This window comes from Lacticaseibacillus salsurae (assembly GCF_045862175.1).
Taxonomy (GTDB): Bacteria; Bacillota; Bacilli; order Lactobacillales; family Lactobacillaceae; genus Lacticaseibacillus; species Lacticaseibacillus salsurae.
This window is the reverse complement of sequence record NZ_BAAFZI010000005.1, coordinates 36,692-61,256: the sequence shown is the minus strand read 5'-3', so window position 1 is coordinate 61,256 and position 24,565 is coordinate 36,692. Positions and strand designations below refer to the sequence as shown.

Annotated in this window: 24 protein-coding genes and 1 riboswitch; of the genes, 4 read left to right on the top strand and 20 right to left on the bottom strand. The window is 49.7% G+C overall.

Going from position 1 to position 24,565, the window contains the following annotated elements; translation table 11 throughout:
* Positions 1-2: 2 nt before the first annotated feature.
* The 6 genes from mutS to groES all read right to left on the bottom strand — a co-directional run bounded on the left by mutS (position 3) and on the right by groES (position 8,250).
* The gene (mutS, locus tag ACKTSG_RS03310) at positions 3-2,597 is read right to left on the bottom strand and encodes a DNA mismatch repair protein MutS (RefSeq protein ID WP_407891929.1); all 2,595 of its coding nucleotides are present in this window, start codon (positions 2,595-2,597) and stop codon (positions 3-5) included.
* Positions 2,598-3,326: 729 nt separating this feature from the next.
* Positions 3,327-5,162: an APC family permease gene (locus ACKTSG_RS03305; protein ID WP_407891927.1), complete on the bottom strand. Its 1,836-nt coding sequence runs from the start codon at positions 5,160-5,162 to the stop codon at positions 3,327-3,329.
* Positions 5,163-5,437: 275 nt separating this feature from the next.
* A complete protein-coding gene (locus ACKTSG_RS03300; protein WP_407891925.1) occupies positions 5,438-5,794 on the bottom strand; it encodes a DUF1827 family protein in 357 nt (118 codons plus the stop codon).
* 35 nt (positions 5,795-5,829) lie between these two features.
* Positions 5,830-6,102: a hypothetical protein gene (locus ACKTSG_RS03295; protein WP_407891923.1), complete on the bottom strand. Its 273-nt coding sequence runs from the start codon at positions 6,100-6,102 to the stop codon at positions 5,830-5,832.
* A gap of 195 nt (positions 6,103-6,297) precedes the next feature.
* Positions 6,298-7,923: a chaperonin GroEL gene (gene groL / locus ACKTSG_RS03290; protein WP_407891921.1), complete on the bottom strand. Its 1,626-nt coding sequence runs from the start codon at positions 7,921-7,923 to the stop codon at positions 6,298-6,300.
* Positions 7,924-7,965: 42 nt separating this feature from the next.
* Positions 7,966-8,250, bottom strand: coding sequence for a co-chaperone GroES (groES, locus tag ACKTSG_RS03285; RefSeq protein WP_407891919.1), 285 nt, complete (start codon positions 8,248-8,250; stop codon positions 7,966-7,968).
* A 221-nt stretch (positions 8,251-8,471) separates the two neighbouring features.
* Between groES and ACKTSG_RS03280 the strand changes: the two genes are divergently transcribed.
* Positions 8,472-9,551, top strand: a complete 1,080-nt coding sequence (locus tag ACKTSG_RS03280) for an LCP family glycopolymer transferase (RefSeq protein WP_407891917.1) — start codon at positions 8,472-8,474, stop codon at positions 9,549-9,551.
* 305 nt (positions 9,552-9,856) lie between these two features.
* Here the strand turns inward: ACKTSG_RS03280 and ACKTSG_RS03275 are convergent, their stop codons facing one another.
* On the bottom strand, positions 9,857-10,513 hold the full coding sequence (locus tag ACKTSG_RS03275) for a redox-sensing transcriptional repressor Rex (RefSeq protein WP_407891915.1): 657 nt from the start codon (positions 10,511-10,513) through the stop codon (positions 9,857-9,859).
* Between the two features lie 211 nt (positions 10,514-10,724).
* On the opposite strand from ACKTSG_RS03275, the gene ACKTSG_RS03270 reads away from it, so the two are divergent.
* Positions 10,725-12,668, top strand: coding sequence for an ABC-F family ATP-binding cassette domain-containing protein (locus ACKTSG_RS03270; RefSeq protein ID WP_407891913.1), 1,944 nt, complete (start codon positions 10,725-10,727; stop codon positions 12,666-12,668).
* Positions 12,669-12,757: 89 nt separating this feature from the next.
* Here ACKTSG_RS03270 and ACKTSG_RS03265 read toward each other — a convergent pair whose 3' ends face one another.
* The 5 genes from ACKTSG_RS03265 to ACKTSG_RS03245 all read right to left on the bottom strand — a co-directional run bounded on the left by ACKTSG_RS03265 (position 12,758) and on the right by ACKTSG_RS03245 (position 16,480).
* Positions 12,758-13,582 (bottom strand): HAD family hydrolase, encoded by an 825-nt coding sequence (locus ACKTSG_RS03265; RefSeq protein ID WP_407891911.1) that lies wholly within the window; start codon positions 13,580-13,582, stop codon positions 12,758-12,760.
* Positions 13,575-14,591, bottom strand: coding sequence for a tRNA (adenosine(37)-N6)-threonylcarbamoyltransferase complex transferase subunit TsaD (gene tsaD / locus ACKTSG_RS03260; RefSeq protein ID WP_407891909.1), 1,017 nt, complete (start codon positions 14,589-14,591; stop codon positions 13,575-13,577). Before tsaD ends, ACKTSG_RS03265 begins: the two co-directional genes overlap by 8 nt.
* Before the next feature lie 10 nt (positions 14,592-14,601).
* A complete protein-coding gene (rimI, locus tag ACKTSG_RS03255) occupies positions 14,602-15,147 on the bottom strand; it encodes a ribosomal protein S18-alanine N-acetyltransferase (RefSeq protein WP_407891907.1) in 546 nt (181 codons plus the stop codon).
* The gene (tsaB, locus tag ACKTSG_RS03250) at positions 15,131-15,853 is read right to left on the bottom strand and encodes a tRNA (adenosine(37)-N6)-threonylcarbamoyltransferase complex dimerization subunit type 1 TsaB (protein WP_407891905.1); all 723 of its coding nucleotides are present in this window, start codon (positions 15,851-15,853) and stop codon (positions 15,131-15,133) included. The genes rimI and tsaB overlap by 17 nt, the downstream gene beginning before the upstream one ends.
* A 111-nt stretch (positions 15,854-15,964) precedes the next feature.
* Positions 15,965-16,480, bottom strand: coding sequence for a folate family ECF transporter S component (locus tag ACKTSG_RS03245; RefSeq protein ID WP_407891903.1), 516 nt, complete (start codon positions 16,478-16,480; stop codon positions 15,965-15,967).
* A 69-nt stretch (positions 16,481-16,549) separates the two neighbouring features.
* Positions 16,550-16,644, bottom strand: a riboswitch (THF riboswitch).
* Positions 16,645-17,034: 390 nt separating this feature from the next.
* Between ACKTSG_RS03245 and ACKTSG_RS03240 the strand changes: the two genes are divergently transcribed.
* Complete coding sequence (locus ACKTSG_RS03240) at positions 17,035-18,006, top strand: asparaginase (RefSeq protein ID WP_407891901.1); 972 nt, start codon at positions 17,035-17,037, stop codon at positions 18,004-18,006.
* Positions 17,993-18,634: an endonuclease III domain-containing protein gene (locus ACKTSG_RS03235; protein WP_407891899.1), complete on the top strand. Its 642-nt coding sequence runs from the start codon at positions 17,993-17,995 to the stop codon at positions 18,632-18,634. Before ACKTSG_RS03240 ends, ACKTSG_RS03235 begins: the two co-directional genes overlap by 14 nt.
* Positions 18,635-18,659: 25 nt before the next feature.
* Here ACKTSG_RS03235 and ACKTSG_RS03230 read toward each other — a convergent pair whose 3' ends face one another.
* The 8 genes from ACKTSG_RS03230 to tmk all read right to left on the bottom strand — a co-directional run bounded on the left by ACKTSG_RS03230 (position 18,660) and on the right by tmk (position 24,517).
* The gene (locus tag ACKTSG_RS03230) at positions 18,660-19,727 is read right to left on the bottom strand and encodes an endonuclease/exonuclease/phosphatase family protein (RefSeq protein ID WP_407891897.1); all 1,068 of its coding nucleotides are present in this window, start codon (positions 19,725-19,727) and stop codon (positions 18,660-18,662) included.
* 72 nt (positions 19,728-19,799) lie between these two features.
* Positions 19,800-20,537, bottom strand: coding sequence for a TSUP family transporter (locus tag ACKTSG_RS03225; protein WP_407891895.1), 738 nt, complete (start codon positions 20,535-20,537; stop codon positions 19,800-19,802).
* On the bottom strand, positions 20,534-21,256 hold the full coding sequence (locus ACKTSG_RS03220) for an acyl-[acyl-carrier-protein] thioesterase (protein ID WP_407891893.1): 723 nt from the start codon (positions 21,254-21,256) through the stop codon (positions 20,534-20,536). The genes ACKTSG_RS03225 and ACKTSG_RS03220 overlap by 4 nt, the downstream gene beginning before the upstream one ends.
* On the bottom strand, positions 21,253-22,116 hold the full coding sequence (rsmI, locus tag ACKTSG_RS03215; protein WP_407891891.1) for a 16S rRNA (cytidine(1402)-2'-O)-methyltransferase: 864 nt from the start codon (positions 22,114-22,116) through the stop codon (positions 21,253-21,255). The genes ACKTSG_RS03220 and rsmI overlap by 4 nt, the downstream gene beginning before the upstream one ends.
* The gene (locus ACKTSG_RS03210; RefSeq protein WP_407891889.1) at positions 22,116-22,454 is read right to left on the bottom strand and encodes a DNA replication initiation control protein YabA; all 339 of its coding nucleotides are present in this window, start codon (positions 22,452-22,454) and stop codon (positions 22,116-22,118) included. Before ACKTSG_RS03210 ends, rsmI begins: the two co-directional genes overlap by 1 nt.
* A gap of 111 nt (positions 22,455-22,565) precedes the next feature.
* Complete coding sequence (holB, locus tag ACKTSG_RS03205) at positions 22,566-23,543, bottom strand: DNA polymerase III subunit delta' (RefSeq protein ID WP_407891887.1); 978 nt, start codon at positions 23,541-23,543, stop codon at positions 22,566-22,568.
* The gene (gene darA / locus ACKTSG_RS03200; RefSeq protein WP_407891885.1) at positions 23,543-23,872 is read right to left on the bottom strand and encodes a cyclic di-AMP receptor DarA; all 330 of its coding nucleotides are present in this window, start codon (positions 23,870-23,872) and stop codon (positions 23,543-23,545) included. The genes holB and darA overlap by 1 nt, the downstream gene beginning before the upstream one ends.
* Before the next feature lie 12 nt (positions 23,873-23,884).
* Positions 23,885-24,517, bottom strand: a complete 633-nt coding sequence (gene tmk / locus ACKTSG_RS03195; RefSeq protein ID WP_407891883.1) for a dTMP kinase — start codon at positions 24,515-24,517, stop codon at positions 23,885-23,887.
* Positions 24,518-24,565 lie beyond the last annotated feature (48 nt).

The window sequence follows — 24,565 nt, the reverse complement described above, 5'->3', positions numbered from 1 at the left end:
GCTCACTTCTTCTTTAATTGCTTTTGCAACTCAAACAATAAGTTCATCGCATCCATTGGCGTGGCATTCATTAAATCAAATTGACGCAGCTTCTTTTCCACGGCAGAAGGCTTGGGCCGCACAGGTTCTGGCTCAAACAAACTCAACTGTGCTTCAGGTTCTGCCACTTGGGCAGCAGGCTCAGGCGTCACCGGTGTGGCAGCTTGTGCGCTGTTGGCGCCATTGGCTTCGAGTTTTTGTAAGATCGTATCCGCGCGCTGCAGCAAGCTATCTGGCAAACCGGCTAGCTTGGCTACATGGATCCCGTAAGATTTATCTGCCGGTCCTGGCAGCATTTTGTGCAAGAACACCAAGGTGCCTTTTTCTTCAACAGCGCCAACATGGACATTCTTCAACTTGGATAAACTGTCAGACAAGCTGGTCAATTCATGATAATGGGTGGAAAAAAGGGTTTTGGCGTGGACATGATCATGCAAATATTCAATGATCGCTTGCGCCAATGCCATCCCGTCATAAGTGGCGGTGCCGCGCCCGATCTCGTCAAACAAGATCAACGAGCTAGCGGTGGCATGCGCCAAAGCGGCGTTGGCTTCCATCATTTCCACCATGAACGTTGATTGGCCTTGCGCCAAGTTATCCGCCGCACCGATACGCGTGAAGATCTGATCAAACACCGGCAACGCGGCACTGTCTGCTGGCACAAAACAACCCGCTTGGGCCATGATCACGATCAAGGCAAATTGGCGCATATAAGTGGACTTCCCTGACATGTTAGGACCGGTGATCAACAACATGTCGGTATCATCGGTCATCAACACATCATTGGGGATATATTGTTGTTGGCCTAAAACTTGTTCCACTACTGGATGGCGCCCACCATGAACTTCGACATCATGGCCTTTTGCCAACATCTGCGGGCGGACATAGTGATTGTTTTCTGAAACTGTGGCAAACCCTTGCAAGACATCTAAACTGGCGATCAACGCGGCGAGTTGTTGCAAGCGCGCGATCTGCGCTTTGACTTGTTCGCGGATCTCTTGAAACAAGTCATATTCCAAGCCTGCCGCAGATTCTTGCGCCGTCAACATCAACGCCGCTTTTTCTTTGAGTTCTGGCGTGGTGAAGCGCTCAGCGTTCGTCAAGGTCATTTTGCGTTCATAACGGTCTTCAGGCACTTTATCTAAGCTACCATTCGGGACGGAAATAAACCAACCAGCTGCGGAAGTATTGTTGACTTTTAACGTTCGAATACCTGTGATCTCACGTTCATGGGCTTCCAGTTCTGCCATCCACTTTTTGCCGTTGAGATTGGTATCGCGGTAAGTGTCCAGCTGCTGATTGTAGCCTGCTAAGATCACGCCGCCGTCAGTGATCGACAGCTTGGCTTCAGGATCGATCGAGCGGCGGATGAGATCGGCGACATCGCTGACTGGGTCGAGTTTGGCGCGCATGTCGGCAAACGCGCCATCATCCAGCTGACTTAAAATGTCTTGAATGCCTGGGATCTGGTCTAAGGAATTTTGCAGCTGGATCAAATCGCGCCCGTTGACATTGCCATACGATACTCGTCCAGCCAAGCGCTCCAAGTCATATACTTGCGTCAAGCGCTGTTGTAATTCGCTGCGTTCAAAATAATGATCCAACAGATCTTGAACTTGATCTTGGCGCGCGTTGATCGCCTTGCGGTCAAGCAACGGCCGATCCAGCCACTGCTTTAACAGCCGCCCACCCATCGCAGTTTTGGTTTCATCCACCACTGCCAACAAGGTATCGGCTTTACGCCCCGTGCGCGAGTTTTTCAAAATGTCTAAGTTGACCCGCGCATCCAGATCCATATCCAAAAACTGCGACGGCTGATACGCCACGGCTTTTTGAATATGCGCCAAGCTGCGTTTTTGGGTGGTGAGCAAATATTGCATCAACATCACCACCACTTGGACTTCTTTAGGGTCGCTCAAGTCTTGGCTGACATAGCTAGCTTCGGCGCTTGGCGCACTGACGGTTTGTGGTGACAATAGCCGGTCTTTACCAAGCCACTCGGCATCTTGGTCGCTTAAATCTGTGGGCACCACGATTTCGCGGGTGTTTAACGCGGCGAGTTCGTTTTGCACGGCAAATTGGTTGCGCAAACGCGAGACTTTCAACTCGCCTGTGGACAGATCCGTGTACGCAAACCCATAGTCGTCGCCAATTGGCAACACAGCAGACAAGTAGTTGTTTTCCGTGGCCTTGCCAGGCTTGACGTCTAAAATGGTCCCAGGCGTGATCAGTTGGGTGACTTCGCGTTTGACCATGCCGACTGCTTTGCGCGGATCTTCGACTTGTTCGCACAACGCCACTTTATAGCCTTGATCGACTAAAGTTTCGATCGGCGCTTGCACCGCGTGATGCGGCACCCCACACATCGGGATAGGATTGGCGGTGGATTTGCTGCGATAAGTCAGCTTCAGCTCCAAGATCCGCGCGCCTTTGATCGCGTCATCGTTATATAATTCAAAAAAGTCACCAACGCGATAGAACAAAAAGGCATCAGGGTATTGATCCTTGATTGCCTGGTATTGTTGCATCATCGGTGTCATTTGTGTCTTGTGCGGCATGATTTCACCCATCCTTAAAATATCTGCATCTATTGTAGCATTATTGCCTCGGTGACGCATGACCTCCTGAAGGCGGGCGTTTGAATTTGGGACTCCGGCTGGCCAGTACTGCCATAATGAGGGTCCTCAGCCGAGCTAGCTGGGATGTCTCGCGACGCTCGCCACCCGCCGGATCTCGACTTGCGGAACGCTGTAGGCGATAGATCGCCAACAGCGTTCTCACTATGGCAGTACTGGCCAACCTCCGTCCCAAATTCAAACGCCCTAGGGATTACCACGCAATTCGATCAATCTGCCTTAATATCTAGGTTCGTGAAACATTAGGCCGACATTACCAGCATTTAGCTTCAACGCAGAGAACCTGAAGCCCAATATTTCATTTCAACTATCGACATGGCGATCGATCACTTCCCACCGCCAACGAAGAAAATCTGAAGGCGGAGGTGAATTGGCATAACGGAGGAAAACTGACCAATTGCCGTGACAGTGAGATCAAGGATGACGCCGGGTTTTGGCGGCATCCGCAGATCTCACCGGCAAGTTTTGAAACAGCGGTTTGTGCTGGTTCAAAACTTAGGCGTAAGAACATCGGCGGTTTGTGCCGATTTCTGAAGCCGGCCGCACGGCAACTTGGCCAGTTTTCCGTAGTGGCGCCAATTTACCGGAGCCTTCAGATTTTCGGCCGCCAACAAAAAAGCGCCTGCCGGATTGCGGCAGGCGCCAGTGCGCTCAGCGTTTCAAGTGATAACTGTACGTGGCGATGATGACATTTTCCCGAGAAGCAAACGCCGTGCGTAAACGCACATTGGTTTGGTTATGCAAAATGTTTTGCCAAGGTTTCTTCGGCACGAATTGCGGGATCAATACCGTGGTGGTGAAATTGCGCTTGGCGGCATTTTTGGCGATGATATCCACAAAGCGGATCGTCGGGCCAGTGATCGAGCGATATGACGAATGCACATCGACAAAGCGCACATCTGGGAAGTCGCGTTTGAACTCGTCTTGCGTTTCATGTTCCTTGTTGGGATTTTCGTCCATGGACACATGCATCGCAATGACATAGTCGCCAATGGTTTGCGCGTAGTTCAACGCCCCGCGCGTCACCCGCGTCACATTGCCGACTAACACGATCACCGTTGAGCCGGAGTATTCGTGTTTGATCACTTCTTCAGGCAAGCGCAATTGGGCGGCGACCATTTGATAATGGGTGTGGATCTTGTAAAATACCACGATCAACAGCGGCATGATAATGAAAAATGGCCAAATATCAGGCAAGCGGTAAACAAACAAGATCACCAAAATGGCAAACGAGATCAACGCCCCAGAGAAGTTGGCAATGGATTTGCCCAGCCAGCCTTTTTCAGTGGTGTGGCGTTTCCACCAATGCCGGATCATACCCGATTGCGACAAGGTAAACGGAATGAACACACCGACTGCATAAAGCGGGATCAAGCGTTCCGTTGAGCCTTGAAACAGTGCGATCAACAAACCAGAACCGATTGCCAAGGTCAAAATACCATTCGAGTAGCCTAACCGATCGCCGCGATCCATATACATATGCGGCAGATATTTATCTTTGGCTAAGTTGTACGCTAACACCGGAAAAGCGGAAAAACCGGTATTGGCAGCGACCGCCAAGATCAACGCGGTCGAGAACTGGATCAAATAATACATGAACCCGCCGTTGCCAAAAGTTTTGGCGGCGACTTGAGACAACACTGTGACTTTGGCCACTGGGACGATGCCGTACCAATAGTTCAAAAAGGTGATACCAGCAAAGAAGAACCCTAAGATCGTGGCCATGATCGCCAATGTCGACGCGGCATTGTGTTCCCGCGGCTTTTTGAAAAATGGCACCGCGTTGGAGATCGCTTCGACCCCAGTTAAAGAACTGGACCCACTAGAAAATGCGCGGAAGATCAACGCCATGGAGATCCCAGGCACCACGCCACCAACGACTTGGGTCGCGTGAAATGGGATCTGGCCGGTCAAGATCTGATAAAAGCCCCACACGATCATGGCGATGATGGACACGACAAACAAGTATACCGGGATCATTAAGAAATTCGCGGATTCACTCATCCCGCGCAAGTTCATCAATGCTAAGATCACGATGATCACGATTGAGATCACCACTTGGTGCCCGTACAAAGCTGGAATCGCAGACGTGATCGCTTCTGCCCCAGCAGACACAGAAACCGCCACCGTGAGCATGTAGTCGATCAACAACGACCCACCGGCAGCTAATCCAGCATTTTGGCCGAGGTTTTCAGAAGCGACCACATAAGCGCCACCGCCAGATGGATAAGCATGGATGATCTGGCGATACGATAACGTTAACGCCAACAGCAAGATCAGCACGAAAGCCGCGATCGGCAAAGAATACCAAATCGCTGCGGCTGACAGTGTGGTCAAAACTAAAACGATCTGCTCGGTCCCATATGCCACAGAAGACAAAGCGTCACTAGAAAGCATGGCTAAAGCTTTGAATTTACCGAGCTTTTGGCCACCTTCTTCGTTAGACTTAAGCGGTTTGCCCACTAAAAAGCGTTTTAAATGAGGCATGTCATTTCTCCATTTTCAAAAAATCAAACAGATGCTATTCTAGCGCACCAGTTTCTGAAAAGCTATAAAGACTTTGCACGGGCTTGAAAATATTGGCTCTCGGTGCTAGTAAAAGTGGCGATCTCGCAAATGAAATCGGCACGTCTTGATGGTTATTTCCTTTCAAGGCGCAAAAAAATCCTGCCGCCTTGATGGCGCAAAAAAATCCTGCTGCTTTCAAAGCGCAAAAAAATCCTGCTCCCCAACAAGGTTGGTTCGACGGGATTATTTTGCGGTTACGCGTTAGCCAATTCAATGATCACGATGTCTTTGAATGGTAATTTCCGCTTCGCGCTGGCTTCCACTCGGGCTTTGGCTTCATCATCGATTTTAAGCTGAGCCTTTTGATCTGCAGTAAACAACTTGTCCACGATAAAATCGATCTCAGCTTGTTTGATCTGCCGAGTCTCTTGCGTCAAGATCACGTCGGTTTTGGCAAAGCCTTCGACGTAATGAACATGCACGGAACCTAGCGTGTACAAGCGAAATGTTTTAACGGTGCCATTATGTTGGCCGAATAAATAGCGCATGGTGTAAGGCAACATTTTGTGCAAACTCGCATTTAAGCGAATTGGGTTTTCAATCAGTTTCATCGGAATCACTCCTTTAAACTAATTGTAACACATCGCTATGACCAACTGGGGTCAACTGGGGTGCTGGATTGATTGAGCAGTGACAACAAGGTCAACAGTTCGGTGGGCACCTGGTAATCACGCGTGTAGATCACATGGGAAATGCGCCGCGAAAATACGCCGATGCCAATGGGTGACACTTTGCCTTGTTGATACTCTTTGGTAAAAGCCGTCAACAACTGCTGAACTTGTGGCCAAGCTTTGGTGACGGTGATCGCCGCCGTCAATGCGGCCAGGACTTGAATATCTGGTTTATGGTGTTTGAACATGGTGCTTTTCCCCCGATCCAACAATTCGCTGGTATGCCGACAATATACACCTAGAAGCCTTGTCAGCGCAAACAAAACGCTGGAAAACTTCCCTTGCCCATGTTTTGGATGATAAAAAAATCCGGCGTGACAAACGATCACAATGATCGTCTGTCACGTCGGATCAAGCCTCATTTGATCAATTGATCAAATGGTTTACATCATACCGCCCATGCCAGCAGCAGGTGCGGCAGGTGCAGTAGCGGCGTTTTCGTCAGGCTTGTCAGCGACGACGGCTTCAGTCGTCAACATCAAAGCGGCAACAGAAGCGGCGTTTTGCAAGGCAGAACGGGTCACCTTCGTTGGGTCGATGATGCCGGCTGCGGCCATATCTTCCCAAGTGTCAGTCGCGGCGTTGTAGCCGAAGCCAACTGCTTCTTTCTTCATGCGATCAACAATGACAGAGCCTTCAAGCCCAGCATTGATGGCGATTTGACGAACTGGTTCTTCAAGGGCACGCAGCACGATGTTGATCCCAGTTTGAACGTCGCCTTCTTCTTTAAGGGCGGCAACAGCCTTCATGGCGTCAACTAAAGCAACACCACCGCCGGCCACGTAACCTTCTTCAACCGCTGCGCGAGTGGCATTCAAAGCATCTTCAATGCGGTACTTGCGTTCTTTGAGTTCAGTTTCAGTTGCCGCACCAACTTTGATCACTGCAACCCCACCGGCTAACTTAGCCAAGCGTTCTTGCAACTTTTCACGATCAAAGTCGCTCGTGGTTTCTTCGATCTGCTTGCGGATGATCGCGACACGTTCGTCAATAGCGGCCTTGTCGCCGGCGCCTTCAACGATCGTGGTCTTATCTTTGGTGATGGTAACTTTGTTGGCAGTCCCTAATTGTTCCAACTTGGTGTCTTTCAGATCCAACCCAAGGTCAGAAGTGATCACAGTACCACCGGTCAACGTCGCGATATCTTGGAGTTGTTCCTTGCGCCGATCGCCAAAGCCTGGCGCCTTAACGGCAACGACATTGAACGTCCCACGGATCTTGTTCAAGACCAAGGTTGGCAAAGCTTCGCCGTCAACATCGTCGGCAATGATCAATAAGGCCTTACCTTGTTGCACGATTTCTTGCAGCAATGGCAAAACGTCTTGGATGTTGGAGATCTTCTTGTCAGTGATCAAGATGTATGGGTTGTCCAGATCAGCTTCCATCTTGTCGTTATCAGTGACCATGTATTGAGACAAGTAGCCACGATCAAATTGCATCCCTTTGACCACATCAGATTCCGTCTTGATGCCTTTGGATTCTTCAATGGTGATGACGCCATCGTTGCCGACTTTTTCCATGGCGTCGGCGATCAATTCGCCAACTTCTTCACTGGCGGACGAAACCGAAGCGACTTGAGCGATTTCCTTTTTGCCAGAAACGATGTGGGAAATGTTGTGCAATTCCTTAACGGCAGCGTCGGTAGCTAATTCGATCCCACGACGGATGCCCACAGGGTTAGCGCCGGCAGTAACGTTCTTCATGCCTTCGCGGATAATGGCTTGGGCCAAAACCGTGGCAGTCGTCGTGCCGTCACCAGCGATATCGTTGGTCTTAGTGGCCACTTCAGCGACTAACTTAGCACCCATGTTTTCGTAGTGATCTTCTAATTCGATGCCTTTAGCGATGGTCACACCATCGTTAGTGATTTCAGGAGCACCATAGGACTTTTCCAAAACCACGTTACGGCCTTTCGGGCCAAGCGTGGTTTTAACTGTATCTGCCAGCTTGTCGACACCGGCAAGCATCGAACGACGAGCGTCTTCAGAGAACTTAATTTCTTTTGCCATGTGTATCATTCACCTCATAAATTATTTTTGATCAAAACGTTTTTAGTCAACGATGGCCATGAGGTCTTTTTCATGCAAGACCAGGTACTTTTCACCGTCATTCTTCACTTCAGAACCTGCATACTTGTCATAAACCACGACGTCGCCAACTTTGACGCTAGGGGCTAACACTTTACCTTCTGGTGTGCGCTCGCCGGCACCAACTGCCACGACTTTGCCTGATTGCGGCTTTTCCTTGGCGTTATTGGCTAATACGATCCCACCAACAGTTTGTTCTTCTTCTTCAACAACTTGAACGATAACGCGATCTCCTAAAGGCTTTAACAAGGCAATCCCTCCATAAATAATTGGTATAATTTATTTAGCACTCTTAGTTCCTAAGTGCTAACCACAACTGCTACTATAACTAGTTTTAAGTTAGAATGCAAGCCTTTTTTAGCAATATTGTATTGAGAGTGCTAATTTTCAATTTTCTTAAATAAACCCTTGGGACTTTCAAAGATGTCCTGCCACGCGGTACACTAGTGACAACGTAAAGGAGGCCGACTATGCAAACGCGAAGTTCACGCCGGCAACAACCACATGCAAATAAGCCTTGGCACAAATGGCTGGGGTTGATCTTAGCGGTCGCGATTTTTTCTGCTGCCGCTTATGGCTTGAGGCTTTACAGTCAAGCCAAATATGCCATCAACAGTACTTACTCTGGCTTAAAAACCCAAAAAGTCGCCACTGACATTGCCAAGAAAAAACCTTTTGCGGCGTTATTGTTAGGCGTGGATACCGGCGCGTTGGGGCGGACTTACAAAGGTAATTCTGACACCATGATCATTGCGGTAGTCAATCCGCAAAAACATACCACCAAGTTAGTTTCTATTCCTCGCGACACCGTGGCGCAACTCATCGGCACCCAATCTTTCAACATGCAAAAGATCAATGCTGCGTATAACGTTGGCGGCTCAGACATGGCGGTCAACACCGTGCAAAAGCTTGTCAATGTGCCGATCAAATATTACCTCACCATTAACATGGGCGGCTTGGAGAAAGTGGTCGATGACGTTGGCGGCGTCGATGTCGATGTGCCATTCTCCTATTATGATTCGCATTCCAACAACAAACACTTCACCAAAGGCAAAATGCACCTCAATGGCGAATGGGCCTTGGCTTATGCGCGAATGCGCCATGAAGATCCTCAAGGTGACTACGGCCGCCAAAAGCGCCAACAACAAGTGATCAAAGCCATTTTGAAAAAAGCCGTGTCGTTGAATAGTTTGACGCATTTCACCAAATTGTTGGATACTGTTTCGTCTAATATCCAAACCAACTTGACTTTCGATGACATGCAAAGCATTTTCGTCAACTACCGCTCAGCCACCAAAAACATTTCCACTGGCACCTTGCAAGGCCAATCGGCCAACGTTTACTCCAGTTTGTATGACACTTACTTGGATTATCAGATCCCGTCCACTGACGCGATCCAAAAAGTTTCCGATCAACTGCGCGCAGCTTTAGGCTTGCCTTCAGAAACCATCAACAACGAAAACGTGAAGGAAAATGCGATGAACAGTGGTTTTTCTTGGAACACCAATGTTGATCAAACCTACACCATTTACAACCCAGAACTGCAATAGGCTTCATCAATAAACGCCTTTGCTTGGTGATCTCAGCCTTTTAAGATCACTTCGCAAAGGCGTTTGTGTGTCTAGCGGGGTGCAGTGTACCAATGTCAGATAATACAACATTTGCAAGCTGTACTAGTGTGCACACAGCGATCATTTGATTGCACAAAATGCGCATTCACCCGACTGATCGTCGGACTTTGACATTTTATTGCACAATTAGCCTATTTTGTTTGCTCATTCTTACACCAGTGCCTGCCACCAACGCAAAAAGGTGCCAAGCCGCAACTTGCGACTTGGCACCAAGAACAGCTAGTTTACTGTTTGTCGGTTTCTTGCAACGTTGGTCCATAATGTTCCAAAAAGTAGATCAGCGTTTGTAATTCTGTGGCCAGATCCACATTTTGAACGCGGACATAATTTGGCACCGAGATCCGCAACGGCGTAAAGTTCATGATCCCTTTGATGCCAGCTTTGACCAGATCATCCGTGATCGCTTGGGCAGCATCAGTTGGCACCGTCAAGATCACGATCTCGATTTGTTGGTCTTTAAGTTGCTTGACCAGTTCCGTCATCGGATAGATCGGCACGCCGCTTTGAATGGTGCTTGCGATTTCTGGGTTGACATCAAAGCCTGCAGAAATGCGAATATTGTTGGCTTGGCGGAAGTTGTAGTTCAACAGCGCATGGCCGAGATTGCCGACCCCAACTAACGCGACGTTGGTCAGGCGATCTTGATTCAAGATCTTCTTGAAGAAGGTGATCAATGACGCGACATCATATCCATAACCTCTTTTACCCAAAGCGCCAAAATAGGAAAAATCGCGGCGGATCGTGGCGCTATCTACCTTCACGGCTTCTGATAACTCAGTTGAGCTGATTTTGGTGGTACCTGCATTCGCTAAAAACGTCAAATACCGGTAATATAAGGGTAGACGCTTTGCAGTCGCTTTTGGAATGATCGTTTCTGCCATTGGGTACTAAACCTCCTGAGAATTTGTTCAGCATTGCGCGAAACTTTTGTGAATCACCGTTCATGCTTTCCATTCGATAGTAACCGCTTTGCGCAACTAACGCAAGTAATTCCCTTGACTTGCGCAAAAAAATTCACAACCCAGAATAAAACAGCTTTAACGAATGTGTTATATTGTTACCTAGAACTCTGAAGAAAAGGATGTAATCACTGTGATCATTATGCAGGCCCAACAAGTCGGACGGACCTTTGACGGCAACGACTTGTTTACTGGGATCAACCTGGAGATCCAAACCGGATCGCGCGTCGGCTTAGTCGGCCCCAACGGGATCGGGAAAACCACTTTACTGGAGATCTTGGCTGGCATCAACCCGCCGGACTATGGCCAAGTCACCACCAGCAAGAATATTTCCATCGGTTATTTGGCCCAAGACTCTGGACTGGACTCTAACCGCACCATTTTTGCGGAAATGTTGACAATTTTTGAACCGCTGATCGCCATGGAAAAGCGGATGCACGCTTTAGAAGCGCAGATCGCCGACCCAGCTTTGGCCCAAGACCCTGAGCAATATGAGCAAGTTATGCGCCAATATGATCAGATCCAACATGACTTCCAAGCCCAAAACGGCTATGGCTATCAAGCAGAGATCCGCTCAGTGTTGCACGGCTTCCAATTTGACGACACCACTTATGACAAGCCCATCGGCAATTTATCTGGTGGTGAACGTTCCCGCTTGGCGTTGGCAAAGTTACTGTTGGAACATCACGACTTGATCATTTTGGATGAACCGACTAACCACTTGGATATTGAAACCTTGACATGGCTGGAAGGCTATTTGAAAACATACCCTGGCGCGATCTTGACTGTCAGCCATGACCAATACTTCTTAGACCATGTCGTTTCTGAACTTTACGAACTGACGCCAAGCAAGTCGATCCACTACAAAACCAACTACTCTGGCTACTTGAAGCAAAAAGCCGACAACTTGGCATTGGCGTGGAAAGCTTACGAAAAGCAACAAGAAGAAATTCACAAGTTGCAAGATTTCGTCGACAAAAACATCGTGCGCGCCTCTTCGACCAAACAAGCCCAAGCCCGGCGCAAGCAACTGGAAAAAATGGACGTGCTGCCAAAGCCTCAAGGCCGCGAAAAAACCGTTCATTTTCGCTTCACCCCAGAAACCACCAGTGGCAATGAAGTGTTGAAAGTCCAAAACGCCACGGTCGGCTACGAACCCGATGCGCCCATGGCTGGGCCGATCAACTTCCAAGTCAATAAAGGCGATTGCATCGCCGTGATCGGGCAAAACGGGGTCGGTAAATCCACCTTATTGAAATCCGTTTTAGGCCAGATCCCGTTTTTAGCTGGCCAAGCGCAATTTGGCACCAATGTCACCACTGGGTATTACGATCAAGATCAACACCAGTTGCACTGGAACAAAACCGTGCTCGATGAGATCTGGGATGATCACCCGACCATGCCGGAACAAGCCGTGCGTTCAGCGTTGGCGGCATTTTTATTTGACGCCGATGACATCAGCAAAACTGTGGCTGATCTTTCCGGCGGTCAAAAAGCCCGCTTGGAATTGACCAAATTATCCTTAAAGCATGATAACTTCTTGGTGTTGGATGAACCGACCAACCATTTGGATATCAACTCCAAAGAAGTGTTGGAATCTGCGCTTGCCGATTTTGCCGGTACCGTCTTATTCGTGTCGCATGACCGTTACTTCATCAACGAGTTGGCCACCAGCATCGTCGAAATCGAACCCACTGGCGGCACCATGTTCTTAGGAAATTGGGATTACTACCAAGAAAAGCTCGTCGAAAAACAAGCGCAAGAAGCCCAAGCCGCCGCGGCAGCACAACCAGAAGCTGACGTCGCACCTACCGCTGCCAAAAATTATCAACAGTCCAAAGAACAACAGCGCGCCCAGCGCAAACTGGAACGCGAAGTTGAAAAGCTTGAAAGTGACATGGAAAGCTTAGAGGCAAAAGTTTCTGCAGTTCAAGAACAAATGACCGCCCCAGAAGTCTTAAGCGATTATGTCAAAATGCAAACCCTACAAACCAAACTGGATGAATTGAACCAACAAGCCAGCGCTGCTGAAGATGCTTGGGAAGAAGCGTCATTGAAACTGGAAGAATTTGAATAATGTCCTTGCAGGTCACGTCAAACCAGACGTGACCTTTTTTGACCGTCGCACAAAAAAGCGCACTAGGATCGCCCGAGTGCGCTTGATTATTATTGATGAGCCAACAAACTTTGTAAGCTGCGTCCAACGCCGGCGTGATCGTGATTGGCCACCACCGCATCGGCAACTTGTTTGACTTCAGGGATCGCATTGCTCATCGCGACGCCGTAACCGACGCCGTCAAGCATGGCCAGATCATTTTCATAATCGCCAAACGCGACAAAATCTCCCACATCCCCATGCCACGCTTTGGCTAAAGCTTGCAACCCAGTTAATTTGGTGACGCCGGCGTTGGTGATCTCTAAGAAATTCGCCGACGCCCACACCATCGACACTGGCGCATCCACGAGTTGATCGCGGATCTGCATCAACACGGCATGATCAGGATGGTTGAAGCCGACTTTATACACGTGATCGGTGGCCAATAGCCTCAACATCCGCGCTTGGCTTTTGAACAAGTGGTTATACCCTTTGCCATGCACCAAAAACGCCGCATGCCACAGCAGCGAGTTGGTGACATCATAGCGAAACACCCCATTTTTGCGATAAAGCATTAAATTGGTGTGATACTGCTGGGCCAGTTGTAACAGTGGCACGATGCGAGCCGTGGGCATGGCACTGGCAACTAAGACGTGGCCTTGTTCATCTTCCACATAGCTACCGTTTAAACATACTTTAGCACCAGTCACGCCGACTTTGGCCATCACTTGTCCGATCGCTGGCGCTTGGCGACCAGAGGCCACCACAAAATGGATCCCTTCAGCTACGGCTTGGCGCACCATTTGCCCATTTAACGGGGCGATGGTCATGCCGTGGTGCATGAATGTGTTGTCCAGATCTGTGGCGATGGCAGCGATCATCCCACCATTAAGCATGATCAAAATCCAAGCCCGGATCCGCATTGAGATCCAAGCGACCAAATTGTTTTTTGGCCAATGCCACATGGGCCGCAGCGCCGATCATCCCAGCATTATCGCCACATAAGCGTAGCGGTGGCACGATCAAGTCAACATCAGTGTTGGCCAGTTCTTTGGTCAAGCGTTCTTTCAACCCTTGGTTAGCCGCCACGCCACCGGCTACCACCAATTGGGCGACTGGGTGTTGATGCAAAGCGCGCAAAGTTTTATGGGTCAACACATCCACCACTGCCGCTTGAAAACTCGTGGCCAAGTCTTCCCGATTCAAGGTTTGATGCAACTGATCGGCGTGATGCACGGTGTTGATAAAAGCCGACTTCAAGCCAGAAAAGCTGAAGTCCAAGTCATCAGAATCATCCATCGCTCGCGGAAAGTGGAACGTGTCATGGCCTAAATGCGCCAAGCGATCGACTTCTTTGCCGGCTGGGTAATTGATCCCTAGTACCCGGCCAATCTTATCATAAGCTTCGCCAGCCGCATCATCGCGCGTATCGCCGATGATCTTAAAGTCGCCAGCTTTTTTGATATAAACCAATTCAGTATGGCCGCCTGAAACGACCAACGCCAACAATGGGTAGATCAAGGGCTTCACCAATTGCGCCGCGGAAATATGTCCGGCGATATGATTGATCGGCAGCAATGGCAAGTTGTGGGCAAAGGCGATGGTTTTGGCAGCAGTGACGCCGATCAATAATGAGCCGACTAACCCAGGGCCATAAGTCACCGCCACGGCATCGAGGTCAGCATAAGTGACATCAGCTTCTTTCATTGCCAAGTCAATAACTGAGGTGATTTCTTCAACATGATGGCGGCTGGCCACTTCTGGCACCACGCCGCCAAAGCGCTTATGCGAGTTGATCTGCGTGGCAATGATATTGCTTAAAATGGTGTCGCCGTTTTTGACCACGGCAACTGAAGTTTCATCACAACTACTTTCAAAAGCTAAAATCAATTCCGGTTGATTCAACGTGTTCTCCTTATTCCTCGTCTAATGGTCGCCACATTTCCATGGCGTCATCATGATGGGCCACATAGTACCCTTTTTTGATGCGGCCATCATGAAACCCCAACTCATGATATAACGCTTGGGCGATGGTATTATCCGTGCGCACCTCAAGCGTGAGCTGGTCGCTGCCAAAATCTCTGGCTTTGGCGATCATCCACTGCATCAAATAGCGCCCAAGGCCTTGATGTTGCAAATTCGGATCGACGGCAATGTTGGTGATGTGGGCTTCATTTTTGGCAAACATGCACCCGATAAACGCCACCACGATGCCATCATCGGGCAACGTCAACACCAAATACAAGCTGCGCTGACGTTTATGCAATTCGGATAAAAATGCCACCCGATCCCAAGGTGTGTCAGCGTAGATCGCGCGTTCAATAGCCAATGCCGCATCGATATCATTGTTGGTCATGCGCCGCAAGGTAAACTCACGGTCATGGATCAGCGCAGTTTCTTCAGTAAACGCCAAGCTTTCCGGCGGATTATTTTCAAACCAGTCTTTAAACTTTCTCAACATAAGGCTCATGTCCTTCATTTGAATGGGTCTTTAACCAATTGCGTTCTGCTTCAGTTAACCGTAAATACGTGGGGACAAAATCCATCACCGACACGGGCTTGGCATGCAACCCTAATAACGCCAAGCGACTAGCTCGCGGATAAGCGCGCAGCGGATCGGCTAAGTTGGCTTTGGCCCCTAATGTGGCGCGAATCTCGTCAGCAAATTTCTCAACGTCAGCGCCGACAAATACAGCTGGTTGGCGCAACACATGAACTTCTTCCAATAATTGCGTCAGCGGCAAATGCGCATCTTCGACCACATTGATCAACTCACCTTTGACCCATTGATACACCCCAGCAAACACGTTTTGCCGGCGGGCATCCATTAACGGTACGATCAACGCTTGCGTATCGGTGACGCCTGCGGCCAATGCGGCCAAGCTAGACACGCCGACGAGTTCTTTGTTTAAAGTATAGGCTAAAGTTTTGCCAGTGGTGACGGCAATGCGGATGCCAGTATAAGAGCCTGGACCTTGGGCCACCACGATGCGATCGATTTGATCGACTGTCAATCCTGATAATTGGAGCAAATGTTGCATCGTTGGCAGCAGTTGTGAGCTGTGCTTTTTGTTGTGATTGATCGTCGTTTCTGCCAAAAGCGTTTGGTCGTGCATCACGGCCACGCTCATTGCTTGATTTGACGTATCCATAGCCAATAAATACATGTCTGCCTCCGAGTGATTTTATTTAGCCATTATAACATTTTTTCAAAAACTTGCGGGACTTGCTGAAAACGAACAAAAAGCCCAGACCGGATACAGTCTGAGCCTTATCTGTTATAACGTGGGTTTGACGCGGGTGACGGCTGTTAATACCGCATAAGACACCGCCACTTGGATCGGATACACGATCGCATCTTTGATCAAGCGTACCACGATGATGCCTTGCCAAGGCGTACCCATCATTTGTAGCCACAACGTATTCATTAAAATATTGCACAATACCGTTACTGCTAATACCGCCAACGCCACGCGCCACAAGCGCACCGGCTTTTTGGTAAAAAACAACCCGTAAATGATCGCCGCCACGACAGCCGTCAGCGTAAAGCCTAAGAAATTGACGCCTGGTGAAAAGATCAACACGTTGATCTGATCACACAATGCCGCCCCGACTGCGGCTAACCACGGGCCTAAGTAATACGCCATCATGATCGTGGCGATGAATTCCGGCCCTAAGCGCACGAAACTGTTTCCGAAACTAAACCGGCGTAACACCAAGTCCATGGCCATCAATAACCCGAGGCTGACCCAAGTTTTGGTGCCAAGTTTGGTCGTGTGAAATGATAATTGCATAAAGACTATCCCCTTTGGTGGAGACGCCGAGTCTGATCCAAGGAGGCGCGCACCCCTTGAGCCTGACTGATTGGCGAATGCGAACTTGTTACCGCAGCAATTGCTTTCGTCCAGTGTTCACATTCCGTTCCACTGGCACTTAACGCAACAAGTTCTACTCCTTGGATTTTTGTGGTACGCGCTTAATCATAACCCAAACATTTTAAAACTCAAGAGAAATATCATCCGATATTCTTGGCAAAATGTGGGTTGGATATTCTCAATAAGTTCGGGAATAAACTTATAAGCGTTTTCCCCGTCGAAACCTACCAATTAAATCTTAAATATTCTCACACTAAATGAGAAAAAAGTTAAATCTCTCACACGAAATTATGTTAGCTTTGCTACTGCGCCCAACACTGAATTTAACCAACGCCGCGTATAGTGTTCACCAGTAACCAAACCGCAACATCGCTTTCGCGTGCGAAAGCTTCCCTTAAACGACACTTCCTGCTGTGAAGTGTTTTTTTATACCGATTTTTCTGATACACTTACTTATTGAAAGAAGGGATCTCATGACCCATATTTTAGCCTTGCATACTGGTGGCACCATTGCGATGAGCCAAGACGAAACCGGCGCCGTTTCCCCTAACGCAACAAATCCGTTAATGGCGCTACATGCGCTAGTCGGCCAAGACATCGACGTTACTTCAGAAGATTTTTTCAATTTGCCGTCACCGCATATGACGCCTCAGCGCATGCTGGAATTGTCTCAGCGGATCCGCCAAGCAGAAGCTGACGGCATCGATGGCATCGTGGTCACCCATGGTACCGATACGTTAGAAGAAACGGCGTATTTCTTGGATCTGACCTTAGATGCCACGATCCCAGTGGTCGTCACTGGCGCGATGCGCTCTAGCAACGAAGTCGGCGCAGATGGCAGCTATAACTATGTGTCAGCCATTCGCACTGCCGCTACACCAGCTGCGCGCCACAAAGGCTGCTTAGTGGTCATGAATGATGAGATCCACACCGCGCGCTTTGTCACCAAAACTCACACCACCAATGTTGCCACTTTCCGCACCCCGACTTTTGGCCCGATCGGCTTGGTCACCAAAGGCGGCGTGCGCTTCTTTCAAGAGTTGATCAATCAAGTGGCATTACCGATCGATGCCTTGGTGGCTCCCGTATATTTATTAAAAGCCTATGCTGGCATGGACAGCACCTTGTTTGATGCGCTGCCAGACACCACCCAAGGCTTGGTGATCGAAGCGTTAGGCGCTGGAAACTTACCGCCGGAAACTTTGCCAGGCCTCAAGCGCTTGTTAGATCGCAACGTCCCAGTAGTTTTGGTATCGCGTTGTTTCAATGGCGTGGCTGAAGGCTTTTACGATTATGCCGGCGGCGGCGCGCAATTGGCCAAAATGGGCGTGACCTTTTGCCAAGGACTCAACGGTCAAAAAGCGCGCATCAAATTGATCGTCGGGTTATCTGCTGGCAAAACCGGAAAGGTCTTGGCAGACTATGTCGACAATGCGATCTCTTGATCTTGACGGACTTTACCATGAACTTGCCGATACTTTGGGTCCTAGCGGCTGGTGGCCAGCAGATTCTAAATTTGAGATCTTAGTCGGCGCGATTTTGGTGCAAAACACCAACTGGCAAAATGTCGACAAGTCGCTGACCAATTTACGCCAAGCCACCGCGTTTGATCCTCAAGCACTGGCGGCGCTATCCCCAACTGCACTGCAAACGCTGATCCGCCCCAGCGGCTTTTACCGCAATAAAAGCCGCGCGATCATGGCCTTGTTTCATTGGCTAAGCCAAGCTGACTTTGACCTGGCACACATTGCGACCACGACACCGACGCGTTTGCGCCAACAACTCCTATCTTTACCAGGCATCGGTGAAGAAACTGCCGACGCCATGCGCTTATATGTGTTTGATCAAGCAACGTTCATCGCTGATCACTATAGCCGCAAGTTGTTTGGCTGGCTGGGGCAAGACTTTGCCACTTACGCCAAGCTCAAAGCCCAAACCCACGCCGTTGACACTTGGGCATTGCATGATGCGCAAGAATTTCACGGGTTGATCGATAATTTTGGCAAAACAGTGAAATCTGAAGCAGACTTTGCCCAAAGTCCGCTGGCGCACACGATCTTGGCATTGAAATAACCGCCGCAACAATGCGACGGTTATTTTAGTTTAAACTGAAAGTCATTTTGACTGGGTTGTGATCCGAGTATTGGAAATTTGTGTCGACAACTTGGACCTGATGCACCTGCACATTATCTGACACAATGAAGCCATCGATCAAGGTTTTGAAACTGTGTGCAGGATCCCATGGACGGTCCAACCCGCGCGCTGACGGAATCGCCGCTTGCGCCAAGCCAGCAGTCGGCTGACTGAAGCCAGCGGGTAGTTGATCGATCGGAAACGGATGGGTCCAAGTTTTCGCGGCGTCACTGGTGTGGAAAACTTGCGGCGCATTGGGGATAAGCCGGTGATTATAATCCCCACCGACGATCACATAGTCCCCTTGGGCATAACTTTTGGCAATGGTTTGAAATAACTTGGCGAATTGTGCAGCTTGCACCGCGTGATTTGGCGTGAACGCTGACAAATGGATATTTACCAACACCAACTCATGCCCATTGGCCACCTTTGCCTGGCTCATGGAAAATGCGCGATCCAGATCCATCAACTTGTTGTAATCCGTATCCACAGGCAACTGATACCGCGTGGCCTTGATGATCGGCGCTTTGGCTAACGTGACTAAGCCTGACTTGGCGGCGCCGATCGGCTGGTTGAACGGATAAAACAAATACGCCGAATCATAATTTTGCGCAAAAACGCGATCATATTCAGGCATCCCCGCCGCGAGCTTTTGCACTTCATCCACATGTCGCGAGCGGTCGCCATCCACATCCACTTCTTGATAAAAGGCGATATCTGGCGCGATTTGATGCGTCGTTTGCACCACCCCAGCCAAACTTTTTTCCACAGCTTGGGCACTATACGCCCGCGAATACTTCCCACCATCCATGAAAAAGCTGTAACTCGGTGGATAACTACCGTAGCCGATGTTATAAGACATGGCGGTATACACTTGATCTGTGGACAACGCGTGATGATGCGCATGCGCGACGTTCAGCGGCAAGGCATCTGCCAAGCGGTGGTAGCTGGCAAATAAATACCCGATATAACCGCCTGCAAGCAACACCGCGCTGCCTGCCGCGACGGTTAAGGCTTTGACTAATGGCTTCATTTGACACCTCCGCCACTATTGTACCAAAAAGCCGGCAAGTTATCCCTTGTGGACAACTTGCCGGCTCAATACTTATCCACTGGTGACTAACGCAGTGATCAAATAATACGCGCCAGCCACCCCGATAAAGCCATACACGACGCGAGTGATCATCGCCACATTCAAGTGATCCACGATGCGATTGGCTACGATGGTGCCGATCACCGCACCGATCATCCCCACTACCACATATTTTAGATCCGCCACACGCAACACCTGTTGAGCGAAGCGCACCGTGGTGACATAGAAAGTGTCGATCAAAAAGAAAGTTTGAATGCTTACTAAGTATTCTTCTTTGGTTTTGGCTAAGGTCAAAAAATATAGCGCCATCAGCGGCCCGCCGATGCCAAACAACCCATTGAAAAAGCCAGAAATGATCATAAAGCCTACCGCCACCACCAACGGAAAGCGCCGGCTACCAGCCGTATGATTCAAAGTGAAATACAGACATAACGCGATCAACAGCGCCCCAAGTAACGCTTTTAAAAAATGCGTCGGCAAGATCTTGCCAAGATGCACTGACCACGTTGCCACACTGGCATACACCAAAAACGGCAACGGCAAGCGGCGCCACTGTAGTGCATGGCGATAACGCCACACCAACACCACTTCGGCGATCAGCATCGTTAATGTCGACACCCCAGCACTTTGGCCGATCGGCAACATCGTCGGCAAAAAGATCATCAACATGATCCCAGAGCCAAACCCTGTGACCCCTTGCACCAAACTGGCTAAAATCGCCGCCAACAACATCACGAAGATCCAACTCATCGCTTGCGCCAGGTCATTTCTGCTTCCGCGTTGATCTGCCCGTCAGTGACCACTTGATGGATCGTTGTTGCCCCTTCGATTTGCACTTGGGCTTGAGGGATCGCCGTTACTGGCAACTCTTTGGCATATTTGATTTTCATGCTGGCTAATTCGTGGCTGGCTAAAAAGTCGGCCCCTAGTGAATCTTCCATCCACTCAAAATAATGCACATTGTTGACGTGACCATTGGCATCAATATCAAAATAGCGCACTGGATAGGCTTGCTGGCGATCCACGCGGGTGAGCTTGGTCAAGCGCTTGAAGCGCTCAACATGAGTAGAATATGGGGCCCCGACTTTTTCGACCAAGTCTTTGACCACTGGCACCACTTTGCGGGCAGTCAGGTCCATCATCACCCAAGCCCCGCGCATGGTGGCCAAACGCTCGCCATCAGTGGTGTCGATCCAATAATCGCGGTAGCACATCAACTTGTTATAACTCGTCGCTTCAGTACCTAAGATCAGCGGCACTTCAGCTTTGGGCATGCGTTTGACGTCAAGTTCATATTGGGTGATCACCCAACCGATCCCGCGCGCTAACACCGCATCCATCCCCGCGTCAACGGCATCTAATTGGTGTTCGGAGCCCATCAGCATCGCATTGACCAAGGTGGCTAAACTAGCCGTGCCTTTTTGCGTGGCCATGAAAAATGGGATCGTGTAAGGTTCGGTGTACTTCATTCAAGCGCCTCCAATCCATGAAATGCGTTGTAAACCACTTGCCGTGAAACACCATTGACTTTGGCCACCGCTTTGATCGCAGCATTAGGTTTATTGCCGTCATCGATCAGCGCTTGGACTTGTTCAACCAACGGCACATCTGAAGCTTGTGGTGCTTTTGGCTGGGCGCCTTGCACCATGATCACAAACTCACCGCGTGCGGATTCCACGGCCCAAGTGATCAACTCAGATAAGCTGCCGCGAATAAATTCTTCATGCAACTTGGTCAATTCCCGCGCCAATACTGCTTGACGATCCCCGAAAACCGCTTGGATGGCCGTCAAAGTTTTGGCGACGCGATAAGGTGACTCGTAAAAGATCACCGTTTGTTCTTGTTGAGCGAGTTTGGCCAATTCCGCCTGTTGCACACTGGCTTTGCGCGGCAAAAAGCCGTAAAACATAAACGGCTGTGGTGCTAACCCTGAAGCGATCAAAGCCGTGGTCGCGGCGTTGGCGCCAGGTAGTGGCACTACTGGTAAGTTAGCCTGGATCGCAGCGGCGACTAGCTCTTTGCCAGGATCGGAAATCGACGGCATCCCCGCATCTGACACTTGAGCGATCGACAAGCCCGCTTGCAGTTTTTCGATCAGCTCAGGAATGCGCTGTTGGGTATTGTGTTCGTGAAACGAGATCTGTTTGGTGGCAATGTCGAAATGATTCAGCAGCTTTTGGGTGTTGCGCGTATCTTCTGCGGCGATCAAATCGACGGTTTGCAAGGTTTTGACTGCGCGCACCGTCATGTCATCTAAATTGCCGATCGGCGTTGGCACCAAGTAAAGCGTGCCGCTATCGTGTTGGTCAAAACTGTGTTGATTTTGCATTAGCGCTCCCCGTAAATAATGTCGACACAAAACGCGCAAGGTTCATTATCGATGCGGCGTTGGCCATAGTAATATGGGCACACATGAAAACCTTCTTCATAAAGGTTCTCTAAGTTGAGCTTAGATTTGGACAGCTCAACGGCACCGCTGGATTTGTGATCGGCACTGGTTTGCAATTCTTGTAAATGCTCGCGCAAGTGACGATTTTCAATTTCCAGTTCGGCGTTTTTTTCGACTAACTGCGCCATATTTTGCTTCAAGCTTGCCAATTTGCTTAACATGGCTTGAGTTTCTTGTTCTAGCTCGACGAATCCGTCATAGAGATCTTTTTTCTCCATGTGCTCCCCTTCTTGTGTGGATATGATAAGTCCAGTATATCATACCCCGCCGCTGACACGTGCGTTGGCCTGGCGCAAATCCTGGCTTCGTCAGGCAAAAAAAGCTCAGTCCTAAGACTCAGCTTTCAACAGTTGTAACACCAAGGCTTCAGTCGCCGATTGGAAGGTGACATTTTGCCGCAAGCGCACTTGCGCCGCTAAGATCGCTTGCAAACTCGCGCTCAACGCTTGGCTAGATAAGCCTGCCAGTTGCGACACTACGTCAGCGCCGACAAAGGCCGCTTGGCTGTCCACTTTAAAATGGCGATTCATCGCGTCTTCATACACCAACGCCAACAAAGCCAGCAGTTGATTTTGCTCAGGCAAGGTCTTGGCGTTGGGCAATAAGCTCGCTTGCACAGCCACAAACGCCGACGCATCGCGGTTAGCCAGTTGCGCCGCGAGATTCAACACTGCTTGGACGCGACTTTGAAACGCCGCATCCGCCACCAAGCTTTGCGCTTTGGCGACATCTGCCGTCAACTTCACTGCCAGCGCAGCTGACTTGGTGTCCACCCCAGCTGCTTCTAGTTGCGCTTGGATCGACGCGACTGGCGGGTCAGGGAAGTTGATGATCTGCGCGCGCGACAAGATCGTCGGCAACAGCTGGTTTTTGGCGGCAGTCGTCAAAATAATCACTGCGCCGGCTACCGGTTCTTCATAAAACTTCAACAAGCTGTTAGCTGCGCCTGGCGTCATTTTCTCAGCGTCTTGGATCACAAACACGCGCTGTTGGCCTTCCACCCCAGATTTGGTGAGCTCAGCTTTCAGCCCGCGCACGTCATCAACTTTCAAACTGCGCGCATCAGTGGCCAATACCACCACATCTGGATGGTTGTGACTAAGGATGCGTTGACATTCTGGACAATGGCCGCAAGGTTGGCCATTTTGCACATTTTGGCAAAATAAGCGCATAGCGATCCACTGGGCCAGTTGGGCTTTGCCAGTGCCAGGCAAACCGCTGAACACATACGCTTGTCCCAGTTGGTGGCGGTCAATGATCGCTGAGAATTGTTTGACCAAGCTGGGCTGTAAGTCTGTGATCTGCATCAGAAGCGGTGGAAAGACTCAACTGGCAAGACGAATACAGTGGCGCCGCCGACTTGCACTTCGATCGGGTAAGCCATCGCCGATTCGCTGGTGGCATCCAAGTTCACTGGTGGGGTCATGAATTGTTCTCGCGTTTGGGAGGTGTCTTTAATGATCTGTAGCACTTCGTCAACGCGTTCATCATCGATCCCGATCAAAAAGGTGGTGTTGCCAGACTTCAAAAAGCCGCCAGTGGTCGACAGCTTGGTGGCCCGGACGTTGTTGTCGATAAACTCACTGCTTAGTTGGTTGGCGTCTTTGTCTTGCACGATGGCCATGATCATTTTCATAATAGCGACCTCCTATTGTAAATGCTTGAGCAACTGCGACAAACTTTGCGACACAACTTCATCAAACGACTGCGTGGCATCGATGGTCACGAAGCGTTGCGGATTGGCCTGAGCTAAGCGCAAGTAGGCGGCCCGCACCCGTTCGTGAAAATCAAGTTGTTCTTGATCCAAGCGATCATATTGAATGCCTTGGCGATGAGACTTGATGCGCGCGATGCCCACTGACGCCGGCACATCCATGTAGATCGTCAAACTGGGCTCCAAACCAGCCGTGGCAAATTGATTCATGGCCAGGACCGCTGATTCACCGATCCCGCGACCGGCACCTTGATAGGCCACTGACGAATCCACGAAGCGATCGCACACCACCACTTGATCTTTGGCCAAAGCAGGTAGGATCTTTTCAACTAAATGTTGCCGCCGGCTAGCGGCATATAACAGTGCTTCAGTGCGCGCATCCATTTCGGTGTTTTCCGGATCCAAGATCAAGTCGCGGATCTTTTCAGATATTTTAGCGCCACCTGGTTCACGCGTTAACACCACTGAGCGGCCAAGTGCTTGCTCGAGTTGCGGTAATACCGCTTGTAAGACACTGGTTTTGCCTGCCCCGTCTGGTCCTTCAAAAGTGATGAATCTCCCTGCCACAACAAATCGCTCCTGTCTGATACCTTTAGTTTACTGGAATCTGGTGAT